This window comes from Halobellus ordinarius (assembly GCF_031823395.1).
Taxonomy (GTDB): Archaea; Halobacteriota; Halobacteria; order Halobacteriales; family Haloferacaceae; genus Haloquadratum; species Haloquadratum ordinarius.
The window spans coordinates 79,746-104,587 of sequence record NZ_JAVQKJ010000011.1; the positions used below are offsets into that span (position 1 = coordinate 79,746).

At 55.5% G+C, this 24,842-nt stretch carries 20 protein-coding genes and 8 pseudogenes; 13 read left to right on the forward strand and 15 right to left on the reverse strand.

The genetic code is table 11. From position 1 onward, the window contains the following. Window positions 1-324: 324 nt before the first annotated feature. Window positions 325-793: pseudogene (locus RJT48_RS20655) on the forward strand (DUF8154 family protein). 48 nt (window positions 794-841) lie between these two features. On the opposite strand, the pseudogene RJT48_RS16435 reads toward RJT48_RS20655, so the two are convergent. Next, a pseudogene (locus tag RJT48_RS16435) lies at window positions 842-1,258 on the reverse strand (IS1595 family transposase); the annotation flags it as partial. A 107-nt stretch (window positions 1,259-1,365) separates the two neighbouring features. On the opposite strand from RJT48_RS16435, the pseudogene RJT48_RS16440 reads away from it, so the two are divergent. From RJT48_RS16440 to RJT48_RS20660, 5 genes and pseudogenes are all read left to right on the forward strand, one after another. Next, window positions 1,366-1,542: pseudogene (locus tag RJT48_RS16440) on the forward strand (PadR family transcriptional regulator); the annotation flags it as partial. Between the two features lie 388 nt (window positions 1,543-1,930). After that, window positions 1,931-2,770 carry a ParA family protein gene (locus RJT48_RS16445; RefSeq protein WP_311173429.1) on the forward strand — a complete coding sequence of 280 codons (840 nt, stop codon included), beginning with the start codon at window positions 1,931-1,933 and terminating at the stop codon, window positions 2,768-2,770. Beyond that, a complete protein-coding gene (locus RJT48_RS16450; RefSeq protein WP_311173430.1) occupies window positions 2,767-3,165 on the forward strand; it encodes a DUF7970 domain-containing protein in 399 nt (132 codons plus the stop codon). Before RJT48_RS16445 ends, RJT48_RS16450 begins: the two co-directional genes overlap by 4 nt. An 83-nt stretch (window positions 3,166-3,248) precedes the next feature. Beyond that, window positions 3,249-3,617: a UPF0175 family protein gene (locus RJT48_RS16455; protein WP_311173431.1), complete on the forward strand. Its 369-nt coding sequence runs from the start codon at window positions 3,249-3,251 to the stop codon at window positions 3,615-3,617. Then, window positions 3,614-3,694 (forward strand): annotated as a pseudogene (locus tag RJT48_RS20660) (twitching motility protein PilT); the annotation flags it as partial. The gene RJT48_RS16455 and the pseudogene RJT48_RS20660, both read left to right, overlap by 4 nt. A 52-nt stretch (window positions 3,695-3,746) precedes the next feature. Here RJT48_RS20660 and RJT48_RS16460 read toward each other — a convergent pair. From RJT48_RS16460 to RJT48_RS16470, 3 genes and pseudogenes are all read right to left on the reverse strand, one after another. Next, window positions 3,747-4,214, reverse strand: a pseudogene (locus RJT48_RS16460) (IS5 family transposase); the annotation flags it as partial. A gap of 22 nt (window positions 4,215-4,236) precedes the next feature. Next, a pseudogene (locus RJT48_RS16465) lies at window positions 4,237-5,066 on the reverse strand (IS5 family transposase). A 66-nt stretch (window positions 5,067-5,132) separates the two neighbouring features. After that, window positions 5,133-5,984, reverse strand: coding sequence for a pentapeptide repeat-containing protein (locus tag RJT48_RS16470; RefSeq protein WP_311173432.1), 852 nt, complete (start codon window positions 5,982-5,984; stop codon window positions 5,133-5,135). A gap of 159 nt (window positions 5,985-6,143) precedes the next feature. Between RJT48_RS16470 and RJT48_RS16475 the strand changes: the two genes are divergently transcribed. The 3 genes from RJT48_RS16475 to RJT48_RS16485 all read left to right on the forward strand — a co-directional run bounded on the left by RJT48_RS16475 (window position 6,144) and on the right by RJT48_RS16485 (window position 7,743). Next, window positions 6,144-6,965 (forward strand): hypothetical protein, encoded by an 822-nt coding sequence (locus tag RJT48_RS16475; protein WP_311173433.1) that lies wholly within the window; start codon window positions 6,144-6,146, stop codon window positions 6,963-6,965. A gap of 91 nt (window positions 6,966-7,056) precedes the next feature. Then, window positions 7,057-7,308 (forward strand): AbrB/MazE/SpoVT family DNA-binding domain-containing protein, encoded by a 252-nt coding sequence (locus RJT48_RS16480; RefSeq protein WP_311173434.1) that lies wholly within the window; start codon window positions 7,057-7,059, stop codon window positions 7,306-7,308. Then, window positions 7,309-7,743: a PIN domain-containing protein gene (locus RJT48_RS16485; protein ID WP_311173435.1), complete on the forward strand. Its 435-nt coding sequence runs from the start codon at window positions 7,309-7,311 to the stop codon at window positions 7,741-7,743. It abuts the gene before it with no gap. Between the two features lie 37 nt (window positions 7,744-7,780). Here RJT48_RS16485 and RJT48_RS16490 read toward each other — a convergent pair whose 3' ends face one another. Both RJT48_RS16490 and RJT48_RS16495 read right to left on the reverse strand, forming a co-directional pair. Further along, the gene (locus tag RJT48_RS16490; protein ID WP_311173436.1) at window positions 7,781-8,704 is read right to left on the reverse strand and encodes a helix-turn-helix transcriptional regulator; all 924 of its coding nucleotides are present in this window, start codon (window positions 8,702-8,704) and stop codon (window positions 7,781-7,783) included. A gap of 150 nt (window positions 8,705-8,854) precedes the next feature. Further along, complete coding sequence (locus RJT48_RS16495) at window positions 8,855-9,403, reverse strand: DUF8170 family protein (protein WP_311173437.1); 549 nt, start codon at window positions 9,401-9,403, stop codon at window positions 8,855-8,857. 128 nt (window positions 9,404-9,531) lie between these two features. Between RJT48_RS16495 and RJT48_RS16500 the strand changes: the two genes are divergently transcribed. The 3 genes from RJT48_RS16500 (at window position 9,532) to RJT48_RS16510 (ending at window position 12,667) form a co-directional block, all read left to right on the forward strand. Continuing rightward, the gene (locus tag RJT48_RS16500; RefSeq protein ID WP_311173438.1) at window positions 9,532-9,945 is read left to right on the forward strand and encodes a PadR family transcriptional regulator; all 414 of its coding nucleotides are present in this window, start codon (window positions 9,532-9,534) and stop codon (window positions 9,943-9,945) included. Between the two features lie 120 nt (window positions 9,946-10,065). After that, window positions 10,066-10,389 carry a DUF6788 family protein gene (locus tag RJT48_RS16505; protein ID WP_311173439.1) on the forward strand — a complete coding sequence of 108 codons (324 nt, stop codon included), beginning with the start codon at window positions 10,066-10,068 and terminating at the stop codon, window positions 10,387-10,389. Window positions 10,390-11,170: 781 nt separating this feature from the next. Then, complete coding sequence (locus tag RJT48_RS16510) at window positions 11,171-12,667, forward strand: orc1/cdc6 family replication initiation protein (RefSeq protein WP_311173440.1); 1,497 nt, start codon at window positions 11,171-11,173, stop codon at window positions 12,665-12,667. A 616-nt stretch (window positions 12,668-13,283) separates the two neighbouring features. Here the strand turns inward: RJT48_RS16510 and RJT48_RS16515 are convergent. Beyond that, a pseudogene (locus RJT48_RS16515) lies at window positions 13,284-13,712 on the reverse strand (type B DNA-directed DNA polymerase); the annotation flags it as partial. Between the two features lie 78 nt (window positions 13,713-13,790). On the opposite strand from RJT48_RS16515, the gene RJT48_RS16520 reads away from it, so the two are divergent. After that, window positions 13,791-14,339 carry a metallophosphoesterase gene (locus tag RJT48_RS16520; protein ID WP_345784759.1) on the forward strand — a complete coding sequence of 183 codons (549 nt, stop codon included), beginning with the start codon at window positions 13,791-13,793 and terminating at the stop codon, window positions 14,337-14,339. Window positions 14,340-14,978: 639 nt separating this feature from the next. On the opposite strand, the pseudogene RJT48_RS16525 reads toward RJT48_RS16520, so the two are convergent. From RJT48_RS16525 to RJT48_RS16560, 8 genes and pseudogenes are all read right to left on the reverse strand, one after another. Beyond that, window positions 14,979-15,206, reverse strand: a pseudogene (locus RJT48_RS16525) (type B DNA-directed DNA polymerase); the annotation flags it as partial. Between the two features lie 105 nt (window positions 15,207-15,311). Continuing rightward, window positions 15,312-20,234, reverse strand: coding sequence for a hypothetical protein (locus RJT48_RS16530; protein ID WP_311173442.1), 4,923 nt, complete (start codon window positions 20,232-20,234; stop codon window positions 15,312-15,314). Between the two features lie 613 nt (window positions 20,235-20,847). Beyond that, a complete protein-coding gene (locus RJT48_RS16535) occupies window positions 20,848-21,288 on the reverse strand; it encodes a DUF8160 family protein (protein WP_311173443.1) in 441 nt (146 codons plus the stop codon). A 14-nt stretch (window positions 21,289-21,302) separates the two neighbouring features. Next, on the reverse strand, window positions 21,303-22,214 hold the full coding sequence (locus RJT48_RS16540) for a ParA family protein (protein ID WP_311173444.1): 912 nt from the start codon (window positions 22,212-22,214) through the stop codon (window positions 21,303-21,305). A gap of 478 nt (window positions 22,215-22,692) precedes the next feature. After that, window positions 22,693-23,202, reverse strand: coding sequence for a PIN domain-containing protein (locus tag RJT48_RS16545; RefSeq protein ID WP_311173445.1), 510 nt, complete (start codon window positions 23,200-23,202; stop codon window positions 22,693-22,695). A 35-nt stretch (window positions 23,203-23,237) separates the two neighbouring features. After that, on the reverse strand, window positions 23,238-23,822 hold the full coding sequence (locus RJT48_RS16550) for a DUF7437 domain-containing protein (RefSeq protein WP_311173446.1): 585 nt from the start codon (window positions 23,820-23,822) through the stop codon (window positions 23,238-23,240). A gap of 353 nt (window positions 23,823-24,175) precedes the next feature. Further along, window positions 24,176-24,409, reverse strand: coding sequence for a hypothetical protein (locus RJT48_RS20815; protein WP_311173447.1), 234 nt, complete (start codon window positions 24,407-24,409; stop codon window positions 24,176-24,178). Next, window positions 24,409-24,726: a hypothetical protein gene (locus RJT48_RS16560; protein WP_311173448.1), complete on the reverse strand. Its 318-nt coding sequence runs from the start codon at window positions 24,724-24,726 to the stop codon at window positions 24,409-24,411. The genes RJT48_RS20815 and RJT48_RS16560 overlap by 1 nt, the downstream gene beginning before the upstream one ends. Window positions 24,727-24,842 lie beyond the last annotated feature (116 nt).

Here is a 24,842-nt window from a genome sequence, read left to right on the forward strand (position 1 = left end):
TGCTGTCGTGTAGCACATTGTTGATTTCAGAGCGTTGGTTCGAGAGCGAGCGTTTCGATCCGTTTTTCGATATAATTCCCGGCAGCGTTGGAATGCACTGGATATCTTTCGTATCGGCGCTGCAGACGACATCCTCCGACTGTTCGCCTACACCCACGGCACGGAGTTCACGGTCCCCGAGATCGGCGATGCAACGGGTATCACCCACTCGACGGTGTGGCGGGCTGTCGACTTCTCAACACTGCCGGTTCCATCTTAATTCGAGAGACGCCACAACGAAACCCCATCGCGGTCGCCGATGAGTAATCGCAAATCGAGTAACTCATCGACAACGCGCAAGCCGCCTTCGACCACCGCCCGACGGACATCGAAGCCGGGTTCGATGTCGAGGATGCCGCCCTCCTCCAACTGCGGAAGGCATATCGCTTGCTCGCCGGCGCCGAAGCATTTCAGGATGCCAGCTACTACACACTCGTCATCGAAGCGTCGTTCGTCGCCATCGAACGAACCGTGGAATTCCGGCTCCGAACGCGGCACGATGCAGCCGGACAATCTTCCCGGTACGCATCCTGGTGTCTACCGAGGGGCGGCGGCGACCGGTGTTTTTGGAGAATCGATGGCGGCTGATCTCGCAGATCTCTGGCGCGACCACCGAGCAAAAACATACTATCAGGATGGGCTCGCTTCAGCAGCGCGTGCTGAAGCGTTGTACGAGCTCGCCACCGAGATTCATACATACGTTACCGGGCGGTCTCGAAAAGGGCACGAATGTATCTGCGGGGAGACAACGTAGCGAATGCGTCTCAAGCAGTCGAGGGGAGGTAGTCGATACCTATCGCTCTTATGTAGAACTGCGGAAAGACCCGATAACGAGACACTCAACCGCTGTTTCGACAGATCCTCCGGCGAGAGTGAGTGATCGAACGATACCGAAGGTGTGAGCGGCCTGTTCCAAGCCCTGCTTGGACACGGAACTTCCGCAACCACGGTGGACGATCGAAAACAGGCACTCAGCTTGATTGATGTGGACTCCGTCGGGCGATACGTATCTCTCTTTGTGGATGACTGTTCGGTGGGTCCGATCCATCTCTCGGTACGCTTGGAGTCTATCAGTTCAGACCTCTCCCAGCCGCTGGGAGAGGTCTTCAGCCACCTGAATAACTGGCTCAAGATCGCCTTGATAGTCGATTCCACGGTGTCCACGAATCACGCGAAGTGAGTCGCGGCACGCCGCGACGAGTGTCAGCTGATCACCGTTAACCAACACTAGATGCGATCAGACAGAATTTGTTGGTTAAGATGGATTAGGATCTTCGTAGTTTACTCTAGGGGAAACCACTTTGCCTCTCTCAGTCGAACACAGCTATGGGCGCCGGTTTGGGCGATGAGGACGATACGACACCACACGAACTCGTCCACTTTGTCACGCAGCAAACGCGGTTCACGCTGATCACCAACATTCTCCAGCATCCCGAGCAGCTTCCCTCGATGTGCGAACTCAAGGAACGCAACCCCAGTGTGAGCGAGGCGACCGTCTACAGGCGAAGCAAGCCGACTGCCTCGGGGCTTGACCCTGGAAGCGAAGGCCGTACGCCCGAGTAAGTGTACCCCTTTCACTGTGGATGGCCGACATTGAGGGACAGCACACTGCTACACTGAGATGGGGAAATGACACACGAGCAGACTTTTGTGAAGACACTGGATTTCCAGCTGAACATCCGGGTGGCAACGAGAGTTTGCTGTACGACGCCTGGCTCGAAGCCAGCCAAGTGTACAGCTGCTATAAATGTACAGCTGGGTAGGTTAACTAAGCTGGCTAAGTGAATTAGCTAATACGCATAGCTGGAATAGCCAGCTATATCGAATAGCTATACTATATAGCTATACCGTATGACTGAGTTTTATAGCTGATGAGCATAACTACCTGTGTATGCTGGCTTACACAGTATACTCGGAGGCGGGGGGCGTTGGCAAGACGACGCTTGCGACGAACCTTGCGAAAGCTGAGGTTCGGGCGGGACGCAAGGTGTTGGCAATAGACCTAGACACCCAGGAAGCGTCGCTTTCACATCTACTGGATGTGGCCGAGGACCGTAACAACGACCAGGCGGATAGTCTCCTCCGGCATATGATCAACCGGCCACGGGGAAAATTCACTGATCTCATCAAGACCAGTGAAGGTATCGACGTCGTCCCCGCTCACAACATTCTCGAATATGCCTCGAAACATCTCCGGCGCCGTGAGGAGGAAGCGGCCGACTTCGGTGAGTCGTGGAATCCGAACAAACAGCTGCTGCGCGTCCTTCGAGAGGCTGGAGTCCACGAGACATATGATACACTGATCATCGATCCGCCGGCGAGTGCTGATGTCAAGCTCCACAATGCGATACATACGACGCGTCACCTGGTGATTCCGTTCGAACCCAGTGGCAAGGGATATGAGTCCGTACAAGGGCTCGACCAACTCGTCGGAGGTCTTGAGGAGTCGCTAGCCATTGAGGTTGGAGTGCTTGCTGTCGTTCCGAATCGATACAAGGGGATGAACGACCAGGATCGATTCCTGGAACAACTGACCGCAGACGGCTGGGAGACGCCGATTCGCTTCCGTGAACGGTCGTCGTTACTGGAGGGATGCTGGGCGGAGCAATGTACCGCATACCGCTATATCGACGAACACCGTGACCGGGAATGGGAACACGAACTCGACACGCTGGAGAAGTTCGACGAGCTTGCAAGCCAAATTCGCGAACAGAAGGCGGTGGAAGCATGAAACAGGGCTCTGCAGACGACCCTTTCGCTGACGACACCACTGAGGAAACGGAGTCTGATACAGAACCTGAGCTAGAGACAGATAGTCAGGGAACCGAGACAGGTCTTGCATCGACCGAAACTGGCCTTTCGACAGGCACCACGACTTCCTCTCAGAACCGCTCGCTCCCGTATATTCACTCGCGAAATGGGGTCAAGGACGGCCGGACCCAGCGACCGATTTTCCTTCGGGATCACATCGAGGCGGGTATCGATGATCTCCTCGCCCAGATGGAGGAGGAGTTCGGAGAGGATGTCTACAAGACAGACATTACAGAAGCGGCGATGGCTGTTGCCCAAGAGAACCCCGGTCTCGTTCGGGAGAAGCTTGACGAGTGGGGGTATGGGTGGGACTGAGAAGTTGAGGCTGCCAATCCCAATGCATACGACATTCTGGTCCAGTTCATAAATAGTATGAAGACGTAGCCTGGGATAGAACGATGGCTCGAATCACCGGCTCCTATCCTGACGACCTCGACCTCCTCATCGAGGGTGCCGTCGAGGCTGGTGTGTTCGGAGGCAAGAGCGATGCGTTGCGAGAGTTCGTGCGTGAATACTTCGAGGACCACGAGAACGAACGTATTGCAGCTGCGGTCGCCCTCTATGAACGCGAACGAATTACAATCGGTGATGCTTCGAGACTTGCTGATGTCGACCGCTGGACGATGCGTGACATCCTCCGTGAGCACGGGGTTGAACTCCGCCTCGGGCTCGTTGACGAAGACGACGCGGCCTACGAGGTAGGGGCAGCAAGCGGACTTGAATTCGATGATGAGGGTTCGGACGACGCGGAGTCACCTACGAAATGACAGGTGACGGAATTCCAGCGAATCCGAGCGTCCTGAACAGGACTGTTCTCTCGTATTTTGCTTACATCGACCAGCTGTAGGTGGTTACAGGACTCTCGGCCGTGGTGAATCGCCAGACGTAGCGCGATTTCACTGTTTCACCGCCTGCTTGATGTTGTGAACCGCACACATCAAAACGAGTTCACGAAATTCACCGTACCAACTTCGCGCACGTACGGCGTCGCCGAGCGTGCGCTTGATCGTCGAGAAGACTGTCTCACACATCGCTCGTTGACGGTATCGAGGCCCATCGATCCGCGCGTTGTGCGCGTGATCGATGGGCCGGAACTCACGGTGTTTAATTAGCGGTCTTACGTCCTCTTCGCGGAGTTTTTCGCGGAACTCCATCCAATCGTAGCCTTTGTCCGCAGCGAGGCTAGCGAGGTCGCCCGCGTTGCGGAGGGCGACCTGCCAGCCGAGCTGTGTGTCGTGGCGTTTCTCGGTCGTGCAGTGAACATCCAGAATTGCTTGGCTTTTTGTGTCGACGAGAGCTGTTGCTTTGAGCGTCTGGACGCGGTAATTCGTCCGACGGCAGTAGTGCTTGCTAGGGCTGTGTTGAATCGCCATACCGCGGTGGAATTCACTGTTTCACGGCTCGCTTGATGTTATACACGACACACATCAGAGCGATTTCTCGAAACTCACGGAACCAGGAACGCGCTCGCACGGCGAAGCCGAGCGAGCGCTTGATTGCCGAATTCACGGTTTCTGTCATAGAGCGCTGGTTGTAGCGTTGGTTGTCGATTCTGGCGTTGTGAGCGTGATCGTAGGGAGCGAAGATACGGTGCTTGATGAGAGGTCTGAGGCCGATTTCGCGTAGGGCTTCACGAAGAGATTGCTTGTCATAGCCTTTATCCGCGGCGAGAGACCGCAGATCGCCCGCGTTCCGGCGGGCGATCTGCTCAGCGAGGTCTGCGTCACTTCCTTCCCGAGTCGTCGATCAGTGAACGTCAAGGACTGCTTGAGACGCTGTATCGACGAGCTTCGTGACTTTCAGCTTTGCACGCGGTAGTTTATTCGGTGGCAGTAGTGGCGGCTCGCTGCTGAGCGTTCGTAGAATGTGGCGTCGATAGCAGCGTGTTTCGAAGGATCGTGCAGCTGCGCCGACTGGCGCAGCAGCACTCGACAGACGTTCATACTGATCCGATCGAATGCCTTACACAACGTGGACGGTGAAGGGAGATCGGCCGCGCTGAGGCCGATCTCCCGGATTATTTGTGGCATCTCCTTCAGCAGATCAATCGTCATCCGGTAGGACGTATCAAGATAAATCCCCAGACAATGGAGAGAAATGAGGGCAGAATCGGAGAATCTGCCGCCACCTTCCGGGGCGGCGGATTCGTCCTCATCACCAGCAACCCTTTGAGCAATCGAGACAATCCCACCAGTGAAGCGGGAGATTTGGGTCATGGACAACTGAAGTCTCCCGCTTCAACTCCTTCGATTTAGCGACCGGTTCTACCGCAGTCTGGTGATTCAACAGAGCCAGTCGATGTCTTCAGGGACGTACTGCTGTGAGAGTGCTTTCTCAAGGAACTCTACTTTTGACAATCGGAACGCTCCTTCAGATGTCACATACTTACACTCTAGAAACCCGTGAAATACGCAGCTATTCAAATTGGCGCCCTCTGAAAATGTACTACTCGTAAAAGAGATAAGTACGGGTTGGTGGATTCCCTTCGCGAGTCGTGGGTCTTCGGGAGAATAATCATTTATAGTATAAAATTCACACCCGTAGAATGAGGCCTCTTCCTCAAATCTACATTCATTGAATTTTGATTTCTTATAAAAAGTAGTATTCCGAAAATTCACGCTCTCTTTGAAATGCGCCCCTGAACAGCTGATCCCCCCATTAAGTTCGGTGTGTTGAGCCCATAGTGACCCTGAAAATGTTGCCCCACTCGCTTTCAGTTCTCCGTCAATTTCGGCCCCGGTTAGAAAGAGCGGCTGAGAAACCGTCGATCCGACGATATTAACATCATTTTCGAATGTAGTGTGTCGAAGGTCAATTGGATTGTTATCGTTTGATCCGAGAACAACGTTGGGTAGCGTGATTCCTTCAAACTTTGCGCCAACAAATCGCTTTACCTCCGGTCCTGATTGACTTACACACTCTACGAAGCGCTGTTGAACGTCTTGAGGTTGTTTCTGTGAGGTTGGTAGATGAAACAGACAGAGATGTTCTCCATTATGCTTAGCTTCAGCGACCTGTGGACATCGCCACGGTTGAGCAATTTCAGAGAAGACTACCCGACTATTGAGATCGCTATCTACCTCGGGGTCAAATTGGAACTCGCAACGAGGAGGTTTTTCGTCGTTCTCAGACACAGCTATTGACTATCAGTGACAATCTCGTAAAGATAAGTCTAGTGCTCGTTACTATCATTAGTTCCACATCCAATTCTGAATGAAAATCGGGTCTCGAGCGCCTTTGGGTTTTTCTGCGCCCGCCGAGGAGCGGAGGCGCGTTCTAACCTCCGTCGAATGATGACTGAACCCTATCTCACGACGGTCCTCGAGGAAGCCGAGCACGTTGCCGAGCAACACGACCAGGTCGCTCGAACGACAGACAACCAAGCCCACGAGTACCTCCGATACGCCGTCCTCCGGGTGCTCGAAGGCGAGGCGGACCACCTCCCAGCAGACTGGACGCCAATCAACGGCGTGACCGTCGGCTACGGGAGCGACGACGCGATGTACGACAGCTGGGGCTCCAGTGAAGACTGGTGGGAGACCGTCCCACCGCAAGAAGCGTGTACCCGCTTTCGGGTGTTCTTCCCGGACGACCACCAGACGGTTCCCCGTGACATCGTCGACGTGATGGCCGCACTCGGGGCCTGGCGCGTCTGGACTGGGAGCGCAGCCGCGTGCGCCTCCTACGACCATCGCGAGCGCCGCGAGGTCCACTACCTGTGGCCGGAAGGCCATCCGGTGGAGGAAGTGCTCCACGAGCGGCTCAGTGGCCCTGCGGAAGCCGTCGCTCCCGACGGTGGCCGAACGGGCGACGTTCGCGACCGACTGGTCGTCGACGAGAACGCACAGTCGCAGGACGATCTCGAGCCCCGCACGAAGCGTGCAGTCGCCGAAGCGATGGACGTCTCACTTCTCTCGAAAGGTGGCCGCTACGAGGTGCAGTCCGCATCCGGTAACAGGTACGAAGTCGACGTCATCGACGAATCATATACCTGTCCCGACTGGCAGCAGCGCTCATCCGAAGGCGGCTGCAAGCATCTGCGTCGCGTCGATCACGAGATCAAACGGGGTCGCGTGCCCCGACCAGAAGGCCGGCTCCCAACGATCCCAGGGTAGATCACCATCCTCTTCGTCGGAATCATTCTTATGCGACTGGGTAGTGTGGCGGCACACTAGACTTTTCACGGCTGGTCACATATCGGGAGATATGAGCAGCGACAGAATTGACGCCGAAAGCAAGGTGTCTGGAAACCAGGCAAATATCCCCGCACGGATTCGGCGTGAACTCAATATCGACGATGGTGATCAGCTCCGTTGGCATCTCGAAGGCGACGGGAGCATTCGGGTCCACGTCATCCAACAGCAAACGGGCACGTTCGCTGATTTTGATGGCTACGCTGGTGAGGAGTCAACCGATGTGACGAGCGATCACGACGCCTGGGGCGTCGACATCGAGTAAATGCCTCGTGCACTCATCGATACGACAGTCCTTTTTGCCGCCGCATACCGGCGGGATGGATCCCACGATGCCGCGCTTCCTGTGCTCCAGGGCATCGACAATGGAACGCTCCCGGAGGCAGTCGTCCTCGACTACGTACTCGCTGAAACGCTCAACGGCCTCACGACCCACGCCGGCCACGACGCAGCCGTCGATCTCCTCGACCGCATCGAAGAAAACGCCCGCTTCCACATCGACTCACTCACCACCGACGCCCTCGCGACAGGGAAGGCCCTCTTTCGCCAACACGAACCGCTCTCCTTCGTCGATGCCTGCATTGTCGCGTATATGCAAACCGAGGGGCTCGGCTACCTGTATGCGTTTGACGACGATTTTGACGCTGTTGAGGATGTCTATCGGCTCCATACAGCAACGAATCCCTACGACCCAAACTGAGGCCGGCAGACGCCACGGCTGGCGACGACGTTCGGTCTCAGGATAGTCGCACCTCGTAGTCAGCCGCTAGCTCCTGAAACTCGTCCCACTCCGGAAGCCAGTCGTCGTCGACCTCGCCGTGCGTCTCGAGGTAGCGGAGCAGGGCGTCGATTTCGTCTTCGAGACCATACTTCGCCGCCTGCTTTCGGAGGTCCTCCTCGTCGACGTCGACGTGGCTGAGCAGGAGGAGACAGTACGAGCGGTGGCGGCTGCCGTCGTCGATCAGTAGCGTGTGACAGCAGAGCTCCGCCGGCGAGACTGCGTCGAGGTCCTCGCAGTAGATGTAGTAGCGGTGGCCGGTGAGTAGGAACTGAAGGTCGAAGGCTGCGAATCGAGCGAGGCCGGTTTCGTGGAACGCCGCCGCGTCGATCTCCGTCTCGGTCTGGGTGAGGAATTCGTCGTAGTCCTCCCAGAGAATCGTCCCCTTCGGGGCGACGGCTTCGAGGCGTTGGCGATGCAGATGGTGTGCGAGTTCACGGGCGAACGCGTGTAGGCGGTCGAAGTCAGCGTTGAACTCGTAGCGGCCGTCGGCCGTCCCGACGAGCCCACGGTCACGAAACCGCTTGAGGACGCGGTTGACCGTGTTGCGGTAGTTGTCGCTCCGGTCGGCGATCTCGGAGACGGTTCGCGGCTGGTCGAGGTAGTACAGCACCTCGAGTGTCTTGCCGGTCAGCAGCTCGGGGAACTCGATGTGGGAGTGCTGGCGGACGAGGTCCCGATAGAGTTCGACCGCGCGAGCATCCGACGGGACGACTCGTTTTCGCCGGCCATCGCGTTCCGTGTAGACGAGCCCTTTCTCAACGAGGTCGGCGACGGCACGAGAGAGGTAGCTCTCGCTGTGGTCGAGTTTCGTCGCGAGTTCGGAGATCGTGTCGCCGCGGTCGACCGTGGCGAGGACCTCGAGTTCGATACGCCGGAGCACGGTGTAACATAGTGCGAAACTTATATATAAAGAAGTTTCGAGTAGTGTTACAAGCAGTAGGTCGAAGAGTCAGATCCACCGTCTTAACCAACAAACCTATGGATTAGCGGGCGGTGTTGGTTAACGCAGACAGTCACAGTTCCACAGCCGTCACGAGAGCTCTTCTGTGGCGTCGACGAGTTCCTCTTCGGTTTCCCAGCGGTACAGTCGTCCTTCGCGGTCGAACAACTCGAAGACGCCGTCCTGCATCCAGCCGAAGGGGTGTTCTTCGTCCTCATACACCCGCTTGAGGACGTGGCTTTTCGCGAAAAACTCCGTCGTGCCGACGAGGAGCCCCTGTTCGACGAGAAAGTCACTCGGTTCCTTCTCGGCGACACCAACGAGGTAGGTCACGATGTCGGCGATCAGGCAGAACTTCTGGATGCTGTTGTCCCACTCGCCACGGATGTCGACCATCCTGAAGGCGTAGGCGTCCTGTCGACGGTTGAGCCGGTCGACCACGAGGTTCAGCCGCCGAATCGGTTCCCGGTCGTAGTTGCCCAGCACGAAGTACGAGCGCTCATTTTCGTAGACGGGAGTCAGTTCGCTCAGGGCGTGGAGAATCTCCTCGTTGTCCGCCAACGAGATCTCTTCGTCGTCGAGTTGGTCCTTCGCACTGGTGAGGACTTCTTCAGGGACGGGCGGCTCATCATCGGACATACATGACCACTCTCAGCGTCGTGCGATATGATTTACGGAGTAAATTACCAGCTTAGTCAGGTGTGGTTTACTCCAGAGTGGTTTACTCAAGAGTAAACTACTTGTTGCCAGGCCGTGTATCGTGTTGTATGAGCACCGACCTGGGGACGGCTGAGGGGATGGAATCCCGCGAACTCGTCCACTTCGTCACTCAACAGACGCGGTTTGCGCTGATCAACAACATCCTCCAGCATCCCGAGCAGTTGCCCTCGATGTACGAGCTCGAGGAACTCAACCCCAGTGTGAGTGATGCCACCGTCTACAAGCATATCCAGAAGCTCATCGACGCCGGCATCGTCAAGGAGGTCGCCCTAGGCGACGACCACCGTCGGCAGGGCTACCCCTGGAAATTCTACAGCCTCACGGAGGAAGGTCGGGAGTTCCTGGAGGAGCACAACCTACTCGCTGCTGAGGAGACGCTCCAGCAGATCTACGACACCATTTCCGACAAGCCCGAGAAGATGGTCAAGTACGAGAACGCCCCCCGTCCGGACGGCGTCTAACAGCACGTCTATTTCTGAATAGTTTGCTATTCGCACTCTTTAGCCCGTGACGAGACGAGATCTGATTAACCAACAAGTCTATGAAATAGCATACTGTGTTGGTTAACACAGGATCAACCGATGTCATACGAACCCCCAACTCCACCGGCAGAACTCCCGGCAGATCTCGTCAACACACTCAACGGCTACTCGCCGGACCAGCTCCAGCACGTCGCGCGCTACGCCGAGGATCTGGCAGAGCACAAAGCTCGCGAAGCCCGTCTCGAGGAGTCACCAGACAAGGAAGAAGTGGAGGACCGGCCAGACGACCTCCCGGACGACGTCCCTTCCAAAGCGACGATCACGATCAAGGAAATCAACGACAACCGCTACTACTACTGGCAGTGGCGGGAGGGAGACAAAGTCACATCCAAATATAAGGGACCAGTCAATCCCGACGAATGAGATAGCGATACGTCCGATTTTCGAGTTCCCACACTCCGTGTGCTATTTGATTTGGTGGACTCGGAAAGGTAGTGACTACACACCCCTCGTCCAAAGTGAAAACAGTGGGGACAAGAAGGAATTTCAGATTAGATTAAGCCGTAAATAGGCGATAGAGCTGCGTTTACGCACAAACAGTAGAACGAGTTTCTGTACTTGGAGCAAATTTTTCATTCGAGACGGGCCACACACCGGATCACGAGTCTATCCGCTGATAGGTTCTTACCACACACCCCGTGTGCAAAGTGTAAATCTGCCATATTCCGACGGCAGAGTGCTACTAAGCTGATTTTGAATCACAGAGGAGACCTACAACCTCAGAGAAGATCTACAACCCGTGGGATGAGACATCCTTACCGGGAACTCCGTGTGAAAGATGAATTGAGTAACAGGTCGAGCAAGAACACCCCGTCTGCGATATGAAATTTGAACGTTGAAATCAAGAGAGACGGAGAATGAGCCGATTTTCACATCGATGACGGGGGGGATGGTCGACCCTGTGTTTACACATCGATGACGGGGGGGGGGCGTCAGACGGGCGGTATACACTTCGATGATGGGGAGGGGAACAACTAGTTTCGATCACAGATACGCAAATTCGTATGATGGCCGCCGATTCTGCGTTACACATCGATGACGGGGGGTCTTCCACCAGATGTACTTCGGTGTCGGTTCTAACTAAGGGATCGTGAAACTGCTGAATTCGGACGATGTATTGGATACAGCGGGCGAATAAACATCGATGGAGGTCAATCTTTTTAATGCTCCGGCGTACAGCAGGCATATGGCCGGTAGTGATCAAGAAGAGGCGGACCAATCCACCCTTGATGAAGGAACTAGTTCTACATCGGATGGACAGCAGTTAGAATCCGCCCGGGAGGATGCTGCCGGAGACGCAAACCAAAATCAGGGATCGACAGAAGAGAGCACTCAGCGGTCGATCCGTGATATGCTTGATGATGAGGGGGAGGCATCGGTTTTCGTCAACCGTGACCTCGTCGAGCCAGACACGATTATCGACGAGGAGCGGATCGTCGGCCGTGACGACCAGCTCGAATCCGTCGTCTCGTTTCTGAAGCCGACTCTCCAAGGGAATCGGCCGCCGAATATGCTGCTCTACGGTCCCGCAGGAACAGGTAAATCGCTCATCATCGGGGCCGTCACACAACAGATCATCGAGCTCTGTCAATCCAAAGGCGAGCGTTTCGGGGTTGTCGATATCAACTGCCAGCCAATCAATACGCTCGATCAGGCTGTCTATGAACTCGTCCAAACCGTCGCACAAGACGTTGGTACGGAAGTTGGTGTTCCAGAAACCGGCGTATCGACGAAGCGCAAGTACCGACGTCTGTACGAACTCATCAACGAGCACTACGATTCGGTCATCTTCATTCTCGACGAGATCGACCTCTTGGTCGGCCGGCGCGAAAACGACGAGCCCGCATACTCGAAGCTTCTCTATCAGCTATCGCGGGCAAGTAACACGAACGAAATCGAAGGCCGCGTGTCCGTCGCAGCACTAACGAACGATCCAAAATTTATGGAAGATATCGACGGGCGTGCCGAGAGTTCATTCAATCCACGTGACGTCTACTTCCCAGACTACGACGCGACCCAGCTGCGCGAAATTCTCGAAAATCGACGCGATGCGTTCCGTCAAGATGCTCTCGAGGACGACGTGATTCCGCTTGTGGCAGCATTCGCTGCACAAAGTCACGGTGACGCACGAAAGGCGATCGACCTGTTCCGTGGCGCCGGTGACCTCGCAGACGAACAGGGAGATGAAGTGGTCACAGAGGACCACGTCCGAGAATCTCAGGAAGAAATCGACAAAGACCGCTCGCTGAAGCTCGTTCAGGGACTCACAACACAAAAGAAGATCTCACTATACGCAACTGCTGCAGTTGCGTATCACTCGAACCGGGCGGGCAGTTCCGTCCCAAGCCCAGTTGGGTTCAAAGTCTATCAGTGGGTGACGAACGAACTCGATGCTGACCAGATGACCCGCGAAACGTACGTCAAATATGTCAAGGAACTCTCGACGTACGGGTTGATTTCAACATCCCGGAAGAGCCGCGGACGAGGTGGCGGGATGTATATGGAGTTCACATTCACGGGTGATCCTGAAGCAATGATGACTCGGATTGTCGATGATACTCGCTTGGAGAGAATAGCCGAGCAGCAAGAACTCCTTAGTTCAGTCGTAAATGCCCAACTGAAAGAATTTCACGAGGGGTAAGAATCCGGTCGAGCATCCGATGGAGAACACACCCCCCGTGTTCGATGTGTAAAGTCGAGATAGTAGCGGGACAGAGGTCGAAAGAATCCTGAACTGGTGTCGGTGAGTCAGAGAACACGGAGCAGCCACTTCCACAGCAGATCCTTCTAACACACTGGAGATAAGATCAAGACACGGAGTCTCGTGGCCCCCACCCCCCGTCATCGATGTGTAAACAGCAGAGGGTGGAAGGGGAACTCACGTGGGACAAACCACGAAATCCGGGTTTGACACCACGAGACGGCTGTTATCAAAAGAGGTCGTGTATGAAGACGAGAAAAGTGATGGAGATATCTATGTTCGGTTAGTCGAAGCTCCACTTCTCCTAACTTTCACATCTAAATGCTGTACGGTTTTGGTTATAGCATATTACATATAAAACTTCGTCAGACAATATTCATTACTTAAGAGAATATAATTTTGACTGCTGAGACGCTCTTCTACGTGTTTGTGGTCTCATCGCCGGCTTTCGCCGTTCTCCTCTCGTCACCTCCTCCCTCCTCTTATCGTTTTACACATCGATGACGGGGGGAGGGAGTGTAACCGTAGTTCTCTCTTGAAACCATTCGCCGCTCGCTCACTGGAAATCGGTTAGCTCTGACTCACGTGCCCCTGAGAGTTCTTGTTGAATATCCGTGTGATCCCTCCTAAGCGGAGAGAGGACCACTCTCTATCGCCCGGACGAGCTCCTCATAGTAGGACGGATCGTACGACTCCACTCCTCGTGAGCCAACGTGACCCGTTCTCGCAAGGTCTTCTCGTCGTCGTCGACCACGTACTCGATGTCCTGTCCAGGGTGGACAGCGAGGTCCTGTTCCCGACCCCGACTCAGCGCCGCCACATTCTGGGTGTTCTGCGTGTATCCCTCCAGCTGCTTGGAGACGCAATTCCGTTCGACGAGCCGCTCCACCGGTACGTTGCTAGCGTAGAGAGCTTTGATCGCTCTCTCAAGGACTCCGAGCACCGCGTCAGGTTACCGTGTGGCATCGAGCCGATCGAGACAGTTCTAGCCTATTGCTCCCGCTGTTAACAACGGTCCTAAGGCGTTTTACATTAGAAACACAATTCAGAACCACCCAGTACAATGACCCGATATCTTCTCTCCGATTTACATCTCGATCATAGGAATATTATTCGCTACTGTGATCGTCCGTTCGAGGACGTCGATGAAATGAACGAAGCACTCGTCGGAAACTGGAGTCAGACTATTAGTAAAGATGATGAGGTTGTCTTCATCGGCGATCTTACAGTAAGTTCGGAGTTTGGTGTCTTCAAGCAGTGGATTGAGCAACTCAATGGCACGGTTCAGTTTGTGCTCGGTAATCACGACACCTACATTATGCCAAACCTGGATGGGCTAACGGTGGGTGAACAATATCGGTTTACTTACAAAGATGTCTCGTTCTTTTGTATCCATAACCCTGCTAATGCCCCATCAAACTGGGATGGCTGGGTGCTTCACGGCCACCACCACAACAACTGGCCCGAAGAATATCCGTTCATCAATTATGAAGAGCGCCGTGTGAACGTCTCAGTCGAATTGATCAATTACACACCCCTTGCGGTGTCGGATCTGCTGGAATGTATTCTTGAGGGTCGGCGTCTGCATCGTTTGGCCGATGCCAATCTATAAAAATAGGCTATGACCGCCGACACGCTTGAAATTCCAGACACAGACCGGCAGTTGGCTGAGCACAGTTTCGTTGGTTGGGGATGCAAAACGTTCGACCAGACCTCTGACTTCAAACGACGGAGTTTCCCGCAGTAAATCTACGAGAGACGGCTAATGGAGACAATCGATGTGGAGTCGCTCGGTGGCTTGGAATAGAGCGTCAGTGACGGGTTCAAACATCTCGTCCGTATCCTGAACCTGAAGATTGACAGTCCTGATTTGGTCTCTCGAGACATCAGTTATCGACTCTTGGAGAGTGGATGCTCGATCTTTCGCGATAGCTCGAGCATCATTAGCGGACTCACCTTCGCCGATTGCAAATGCCTCGACCGTCGCTAAATCGGGTACTGCCTCATCGACCAACAGCGTCAATAGTAACTGTTCTCGATTTCATAATCGAATCAACCTTCTCAAAGTATTAATTTTCGTCAGACATTCTGTCCACAACCTCTACGACGAAGGGCGGGAGTTGCTTTTCGAAATCCGGGAGGATCTTCAAGATGGGGTAGACGAGACCTCCGAGATACAGTGATTGGCGTGGTGGTCGACGAGTCTCCCCCGTATTAACCAACACTTGCCAGGAAATCTGAATTGTTGGTTAATTTCTCTCAACCTCGGTGAAATCGGCCAAGTTCGTTTTCCGAGTTTCCGCTCGTCGCGAGGGTCGATGATTGGCTGCAGAACGTCGACGAGGTAACGTTCGTCACCAATCGCGTAGCCGAGACCGGGAACGTCCAAGCGATCGCGATGACGCTCACACCGAGTCACGTCGGGCGAGACGTTCCGCGTGCAGATGATGTTCGGATACACCGGGTTCACATCGATTTGTATAATAGTTCAGTGACGGTCGGTTCGGCAGGTTGGTCATTACCCGTTGGATATCATACCTAATCAACTGATACGGTCGAATGGATACCAGCGACGCTCAACATCTCAGCCTTGGAATGTCGATGATCGGTCATCCGAACGTCGATTGATCCGGAGGACAATGCCGTCGTGTGTGAAGCCCTTGACATCGAGCTCGTCGAGAAGCTCCGGGAGCTCGTCGAGGTGACCGTTCAGATCTATGGCTGACTCATCCGGGAGCACCCCGACGAGTCGCCAGTCGCCCTGATACCGCCACGCCTCTTCGGGATTGGATTGTAGACATACACGGCGATAGACCGAGATCTGGTTCGCACTTAGATGGACGTTGCTCACGGGGCCACCGGAGAGCGCCTTCGCCTCATATCTGATCGGTCGGAACCCACCGTCGTTGTGTGCGAGCCCAACAATATCGAATCCAGCGCCATCCCAGACACGAGAGATGTGCAGACCCCGAGCCAGTGCTGATTTATCGTTGGTCGCTCGCCATTCGTTCCATGCGTCACGGACCGACGACCGGGTGGCACCTTCGGGAAACGGTGAGAGCAGGGCCTCTCGGGCCGCCTCGAAGATATCTGGGCTATCGGCGTGTTCTAATGCAGAGAGGGTTTCGTCACGGACGCAGTCCAGCAGCGCCACTTCTGCCTCGTCGCCGACTATCTTCTGAGCCTTGTGCTTCCGCGCCATCTCCTGTCGGTCGAACGTTCCGTTATCGTTCGGGTGACTTTTCAGACCCTCTGGTCCATCTCGAGTCCATCCTGCATCGCTCGCGTCTTCGATCTTCGAGATTGATTTGTAGCGTGGCGAGAAACGTCGAATCTCGTCGGTCAAGGCTTCCGAATCGGGAATCTTCGAGGATGGAATCGAAGCAGTGTAATCCACCTCGGATAGCCAGCGGACGACGGCCCGAGATGGGTCAAACGTGAGCCGATGGACGGCGGAGTCGATGAACTCTTCGAGGGACTGCTCGACGGTCTCTTCGTCTGCATCCTCCACCCCGTTCGACGAGACAAGATTGACCAGATACGTCACCAGCCGTGGTTGCTGGTCGTCGAACCAGCGCTGCCACCGGAGGTAATGCTCGTGGGAGCATAAGAACCGAGGCCTGAACCGATCTTGCTCCTTGGTGAGGTCGAGTTCGTTAAACCGGCGGTTGATTTCCTCGTCGCGCACAACGTCGGAGCACTCGCCCATCACGATATCCGTTGGTCCGAGTGAGGACAGCTGGGTGGGAGATTCGATTGACGGGTCGAGTGTGAGATCGAACTCCCCCAGTACACTTCTGGTCGTATCAAACAGATTTCGTTTTGCGGCCTCGTCCAGCGGGTAGAGCAGCTGGGTGTACTGACTCACGAGAGGTCCGGCATCCTTCCGGTCGACGAATCTGTCGAGACGGTCGACACCGTCGTGATCGTACTCCGTCAGGGCCCGCTCGAAGAGGATACCAACCTGACGTTGATCTTCGAACAGGAGGTTTGCGAGGGCCTCACCAAACGGTGTCAGGTCGTGTGATGACTCGCCCAGAACTCCATCGAACACGATGGTGGGGGCGTCTGTGTCCACGAAGAACGTATTGCCATCTTCGCCTCTGTATCGTTCCTTGGAGTCGAGCTCCCGTCCGCCCGCGGAGAGAGTGTACTCCACCCATGCGTCTTCGACCTGCTGGAACCGACCATCGTGCCATCTGCCGATGATGTCGCTGTCCATATCAAGATGTCTGACGGCTTCGCTCAGCGCCAAGAGGCGTGGGAGCAATCGTTCAATCGTCTCCTGTTTCTCGGAGATCCTATCGTCGGTATCTCTGTCGGTCTCGTCGAATCGGACCTGACGGTTGACGGTGAGGAGGCGGGATTGCAACGGCGACGAGTCGTCAACGGACTGGCTCGGTAGCACCGCGGTGACGAGGGGGACTGAGTGGAAGACCCGACGCATCTGATCTCGGTCGTCGGAGTTCGTGATGATGTAGGCGGGTTCTCCAGAGAGCTGTCGCCATTCAAGATGGCGTTCGTGCAACCCTGCAGATGTCTCCGCGGGATGATACGTCAACAACGGTGGGAGATTGGTCCTTGACTCAGCCGAATCGTTGGAGACGATGGCCTGGAGGACTCGCTCGTACAGCCCGATGAGTGCATCCCGAGCGGAGGAGTCGCCCTCGACACTTGTCAAGTCGAGGTTTTGGAGACGGTCGGCGAGTCTGCGTGCGGGGGCGGCATTATGCCTCTCAAGGACTCCCTCGGATATTCCGTCCAGCGCACCGAGCGTCATCAGGACTTCTTCGTACTCAGACCCTTGGTCGACACTCCACAGGACGCGCTTTCGCCCGTAAGAGCGCGTCGGGAGCACGACCACATCACGAGGAGCAACCCCGGCAGGGGCATCAGAGAGATATCGTGGGGGTTCCGCGTGTCCGGTCGGGTCTTCTGTTGATTTGGAGGCGCTCTGGACGGGGAACCATGGCCGTTTGGCGAGCGGTGGAACCAGATTCGTCGACGCTCTCGACGAATCGTCCTCATCTCTTCGTTCGGCGATTTCCTGCTCGATGAGGTCAGACAACCAGACGTCCCAGGCGTCTGCAATCGAGACCAACGTCGCCTCGGACGGACGGTCATCGTCGAACGACTCGTCCGAGAGCTGTGGCATCGTCGGGGCGCTGGGCCGTGTCTCCGCGGGAACGATGGTCGGCGGGATGGCTCGCGCATCGACGATGGTGTCTTGTCCACCTTCGATGAGGGTCAGTGGGATACCTCCCTCAGGAGGTTCCGGCCCACAACCTAAGAACAGTAGGAATGATTGAATATCGAGAGACGGCGGGAGGTCGCCGAGTCTGTCGATGTCGACCTGGTCGATGGTGAGTTGACGGGCGGGCGCCCATAGTGTACCATCGACGGGTAGATGGAGTGTCGCAATCGATCGACCCGCCCGTTGCTCGGTACCGCTCGAGTCTCCGGACAGGAATCGCCATCCCATCCCGTATCCATCGCTCTCTCCGAACGGGTCGGTCTGGTAGCGTTCGTAGAGGAACAGCTCCGCAGCGTATCCGATCAGTTCGCGCTGGAGGATCGCTGCTCGGTCGGCATCCTCTGCCAAGGGCTGGTAATTGAAGCGGGCTGGGGAGTTCCGAAGCTGGCGGATCTCGGAGAGCAACTGCACAGGGTTGAACGACCGTTCTCCGAGCGACGAGCTATCGCTGCCGACGAACAACGAGGGGAACTCGAACGTGGTCACGGAACAACCTGCCTCTCGCAGACTGGTAGGGAGGGGAAGCCGACGGTCGTTTTCGTCGTCTCTGACGAACAGCACCCGGTCGCTCTTCTCGGTCTCCCAGACCTCGCGGCCTGATTGGGTCGTCGGCAGCGGGACCCGAACTGATTCTTCAGCCTCGCTCTCGACCGGGATGAGCGGAGTCTCTCGCTCGCGGAGTGCGTCGCACAGGGCATCGGCGTACTTTCCGAGCGTCACGGTCCCGCAGCCCTTTCCGCAGTGATGGTCCAACCACGATCTGGACACCCGCCAGAATCGATCGCATTCGCTGATCTGGATGTCGTTCTGGTTCTGGAAGTACTGGTCGGCCAGCTCTGCCCAGAGCTCGTACGATTCTCGGGCCTCCATATCGTCGCCGAAGAGAAGCGCTGCGAGGTAGTCTTCGATTCTCCGAGCAGGGATTCCGCTTGCCCCTGGGTCGAGGAGCGACCAGAAGTCGCGGCGGATGGTATCGTTATCTCGTCCCTCGACGCGCTCGACGTCTTCGGGGTTGATTCTCGTCCACTCGACGGTACTCTGTGGGACACCAACCTCCTCAAGGAGTTTGAGGAGATGGAGCTCGGCTCCAGCCTCGAGGAGCGCTTGGTTGTATCGACCGACGATATCGTCCTCAACGGTCAGCCCTTTACGATCAGGCTGCAGGAGGAAATCGCCGTTGAAATCGATCCCGAATGGTGCATCCAGCTCCGTCGGGAGATAGCCGTAGAGCTTCCCCTCGGCATCTTTAGCATCTGACCCTGGCCAGCTGATTGCAGCACCAGGGTTCGAGAGGTCGTAGTCGGCTTCTGCAGCTTCCTCTGCGAGCGATGTCGATGAGTGAGGCTCCGATCTCCAGAACGCCATCGATCGGCCGGAATCCTCGCTCCACGTTCCGTCGGTCGGCCAGGTCCGACGCTCGAAACAGCGGTCCGATGTCTCGGCTCTCACAGTCAGTCCGCGGCTGTGTTCGAACAGCCCGGCGAAGTGGAGATGGCTCTCCCTGAGATTTTCCATCATCTTCGAGACCTCGTCCATTCGCTTCATAGGAATCGGGACCACAACGCCGGTGGTGACCTCTCCGTCTGGTATTGGTGACGGTCGCCCCTTACTCATCAGCGGGAGCGGGAAGTGATAGCTCGGGCGTGTACCGATGTCTGAGTAGGTGGGCTCGGTCGTCTCGAGGAACCTTTCGTGACCCCGCCATACGTCGGGGGAGTCGAGGCGCTCGCTCCAAATCCCGTCATCCAAATGCGAGTGGAGTTCCATCCCCCACCAACCATCCTCGTGTCGACTCCAGACACGGACCCAGTCGTTCAACCAGAAGACCGATCGGAACCCGACTCCCTTGTTCCCGACGCTCTCATCAGGTGATTTATTCGATAGATGGACCGAGCAGAGTGCATTGAAGTCCGGTCGATCGGCCTCTTCCGGTGGGTCACGGTAATCGAACTCGGGGTCGACTGAGATAGGAAGTCCGTCGTTCGTGACGACGAGAGCGTAGGAGCTGGCTAAGGTTGGCGTCTCCACGACGTTGATGGTGATCTCCGCCTCAGCTCTGTCAAGTGCGTTCTGTAGCAGCTCGAAGATGACACGGCCAGCGTGAGCACGGCGGACCCCCCGTTCGTCGCCTCGTTGCAGCAGGGCAGTTTCTCCGCGTTGGCTCTCGTAGTAACAATGATGCTTCTTGAAGACGGTCTTGAGAGCACTCGGTGCGGGGTAGGTCTCGTTTCGTTCAGATAAGTCCCCGCTCATCGGCGAAGCTGAGTGCTCAGGTCCGCCACTGGAGCGATGAGTTCGGCGTGATCGGTGTTTGATTGCCGTCCCTCAAACAATGTCATAGACTTTGTGACGGTACACTCTCATTTTATGCTTCGCATCATAGGGCACTTGACTAGACTGACTCCGGTACCGGCTTCAAACCCGACAGAGGTAGCAGAACAGCCAGGAAGGGATATGAACCAAATTGCCGTCCTGTTGGAGCGGACTGTTGTGGTGGACGACAACTCCAATCGGAATCTCGTACTCACCAACGAACCGACGAATACCGCGAAGGATCGTGTCGCTTGAATCCTCGTGTTTCGTGATCGAGTGATTCCATCTCACTGACTATTACCCGTAGGAGATAGCAGTATCGAGCGATTCGCACTTGCTCTCGCAGATGTAGTCGTCTGGATTGATGAGGCAGACCCAGAATCTGCCACACTCATTATCAGTAGCGTAGTTCTCTCTACACACGTAGTCTCGCTCAGCCTGTGGGTCTGCATCGAGGCATCGATTTTTTCGACGAACACGAGCACTGCCTTCTTAGTGGCCACCTCGAAGCCGGCTCCCCTCATTCTATCCTAAATATCTATGATTCAATGATTCACTGATCAGCATCTTGCTTTGCCAGTTCGCGAATTTTCTCTTTCGTCTCTTCGGGGTGCTCGCCGAACGCTACCTCGAAAATCCCACGATAGAAGTGCTTGTTCTTCTCGAGTGTGACGTCCTCCCGCTTCAACTGTTTTTTCAGCCGCGTGAATGTAACCTCGATATCCTCGCTCTGTTCCGGTTCAACGTATATCGTGGCTGAGTCCCAGTCCTCCCGGATGTTCAATGGTTCATCATCAGTTTCTGTTGCCTCCTCAGTGGGAGACTTAGTACCCGCCGAGCCAGCACCCTTCTCCTGACCTGATTGCTCTTCTGTGGCGGCTGCAGGTTCACGGTCTTGTCTCTCTGTTTCCGACGTCGCCTCTGCTGTCTCGTCGTCGTTCGCGACTTCTTCGTCCTCTGCTTCCTCTGACGGGTCTTCGAATCGCTCGTCCATTCCTCGGGGCATCCTTACACCTCCACCTGCGTTTTGTCGAACGCTCGTTCCATAGTCTCCGCTACCTCCAGGAAGAGATCGCGCTCGACTTGCTGGTCGTTGGCGTCCTCCCACTCGAAAATATCGCAGCCGTTGTCCCACGCGCGCTGTATCGCTACCCGCATTGGAAGCTTAAAAATCGGCGCTAGTGACGCATATGACTCGTCAAACGCCTCCAGGAACTTCTGTGACTGCCCATCGTCTCTATACATGTTTGCCAGCAGTCCCACGATCGCAATCTCGATCTGTTGGTTGTCCTCGATGGATTCCAGCTGGTCCCAGAGATCGTCTAGGGCATCTCGGGATGTCGCTTGGGTTTGAGCGGCTAAGAACACGTTCTGCGCCGCGATAAATGCCGCATCCGTCAGAACCGAGAGATCCGGCGGGCAGTCGATCAAGATAAAATCGTAGTCGTAACCGTCCTCCACCAGGTCCTCGAGGGCAGTTTTCAGCGAGAGACGAGCACTTGCATCGTCCATCCAATCCCGGGCAAGCCCCATGTCTTTGTGGCTCGGCACGAGATCGAAGTTCAGGTGTTCGTAATCGTCGCTATGGATTACGATTTCTGAGAGTGTCGTGTCGTGCGTGCGTGGATTGTCGACGAGGACATCGAGAAGATTCGCGTTATCAGTCGCGAGCGTATTTGGAAGGTCGTTCTTCGGGCTTGAGGGGTCGTTGTCGTCACCCGGGCCGAGTCCCAGGCCTTTCGTCATATCGGCCTGTGGATCCATATCGATCGCGAGGACATCGTGATCTCGCGAGGCCAGTGCCGCTGCACTGTTTATCGTCGCTGTGGTCTTCCCAGTCCCGCCCTTCTGATTGCCGAAGGCGATCGTGGGAATACCGGTCGATGGTGTGACGCCCCAGCCACGAGGTGACTCGGTCATAGTACGATCATTGATTCAATGACTCATAAATCCACGTCAGACATCTAATCCCGCTCTGGAAATTCTAAAGTCCCGTATTCCGTGGTATAAACCGCTAACAGGCGATTTGGGTGTTGTATTTGGTGGAAATCAAAGAATCACTGATTCATTGACTCAACACATCCTGGAATCCCCGCTTTGCTGGTCGTGGAATGGTGGTTGCTACTGGCAGTTACTGAATTAGTGACTCTGTGCTTCTCGGAGTCGGTAATTCATTGAGTCCTTATCTCTTGGATTCACTGATTTCTTGATTCAATGACTTCATAACTCGCCACATCCTATTGGATTCCAAGAATCAAGTACTCCTTAACTCCCTGATTTATTGTTTCATTGAATCACAGATTCTGTGAATCAGTGAATCAATGCCCGACCATCTCGATCATTTGCTGGGGTAATGATGAAACTAATCGAAGGTGTCACTGACGGTTGAGGGTCTCGATCACGTGATCTCTGCAATCAATTCAAAGCCATCTTTGAACGTAATTTGCCCGTCGAACCCATGAGCTTCGATTGCAGTGAGAACGCCGTTCCCTGCATCGTCATCCGTGGTGAGGACACAGATAGACACGGCCTTCCCGCTCTCTAAGAGGCGGGCTGCGACGCCACCAAGCGCGGTATCCGCTTTCTCGATGTTGTCCTCCGAGCGATTCGACTCACGTGCAATGAAGCCACGCACACCGTCCATAACGCTAGATACCGTCGGACTCGTGTAATCTAACTCGTCAGCGACGGTTACCCATCCAGTATCAATCGCACTGTTAATCGGTGTCTGGCCGGGCGTACTGCGGTCTGGCGCACCGCCAAGTTCCTCATACACCCGCTGCGGAACCACAAACGTAATCTCGTTCCGCTGGTCGAACCGTTCCAGCGCTGTATACTTGTTCCGCTGTTGGCGGCCACAGGCAATGAAAACGCCTGAATCAGCAATCCATACCGCGTTCTCAGGCATCGACTCGGTCGTCCCTTGCATATATGAGAGAATTCCTATGCTTCCTCGTCGACCGGCTTGTCACGCGCATTCCGAATTTGGTCGAAATATGGATCGTACCCCCGTATGTCGAGAATCACCTCGCGGAGTGCCTGGAGTACCGCAATCCCGAGCGCAGGTTGAAGGTTGAGTTCGCGTGCTGCGAGGCGTTCGGTCATACCGCCCTCGACATACGGGATCGCGTACGTGAGTGCCGCAGCGAGCTTGCCTACGCCATATTTCTCGATCAGCAGGTCGAGATCCTGATCCTGGGGCGACCGGCCGATTGCCTCGACGAGTGTGGGCGTGATCGTGTATGTATCGCCATCGAGGTTCGCAGTAAGGGTAATCGGGATGGCCGTGTAGGTGTGCGTTTTTTGCGTTTCATCCCGTGTGAGTACCCCGAGATCAACGAGTGTCCCCGTATCCGCATACGCGGTCGTGCGGGGCGTGTCGATGTCGGCGACGATTTCATCAATCGTCACTTCGCCTTCACGGAGGATATACGTGTAGAGGCGAGCGAGCCGTGGCTCTTCGAGTAGCTGTGCCACTGACATAAGGCCATTAATGGCGCGTTCGGGGTCCCCCGTCGCTTTCGACATACAATACATAATTCGTGTACTGAGTAATAACGCTTGGGTTGCGACCGAAGTCGGAGGCGTCCAAGTATCACTCTTCGCTTGGGACGAACTGGCGCGTGTGGAGGCGCGTGACCTCGTTCGGACGAAGGCCCACGCACACAGTGCGAGGACCAGGGGGCGCTCGCTAAAGTTATCGGATGTCTGGTAGAGTACACGGATGTGCTTGATAGTGAGATATGGAGTACCGGCATCGTGATTAACCAACACTAAGCTGGACTGAACGAATTTGTTGGTTAATCTGACGGTCTCCCGGGGCCGCGGCGAAGAGCCCTAATAAAAAAGCAGTACGTTTACGATTTTTTAGTTTCGTAACTCTATACAAGATGAGCTACGATACAGAACACGTGCGGAACGCGGGGGACAAGTTTCGGTAGACAACCAACGAAGAGGGGGATCTCTCCGTCGAGATCATCCATCAGTGTGAGGGCGTCTTTGATGACTTCGAGCCGGTGGATGCTGTCGAGACGAATGCAGTCGAGGTCGAGAGCGAGTTCGGAACGGAGTGTGCCGGTTATCCTCCTAAACACCACGTCCTCTTCGCGTGCCACTAGGGATAGAGACAGTCAGCGAGGTCCTCATCTGGACGAATGAAGGCCACAATCGCTGCAGTGATATCAAACCGTGCCGGGAACGCGTCCGCTGCCGAGATCGGCTCATCAATCTCGCTGATGTCTATGACCGGTTTTGACCGTTCGGTTTCGAACTCCATCCACTCGTACGGCCACAACAAGAAAACCGCGTTATCGGCATCCACGCCACCCCCTATGAGCTTCTTCGCCGAACAGTTCCCAACCTCACCGATAATGTGGATGCCGCTATCGAAATATGCGATCTCGGCACGACTGTTCGCCGCCGCTCGAAACACGTGTACGCTATCTCTCGGTCGATAACTCGCCACTCATCCTGCCCCCACTCCTCAAGCGGACGGGCAACATCGTGCCCGAGCTCGTAGAGAAAATCCGCAAGCACGATCTTCAACCA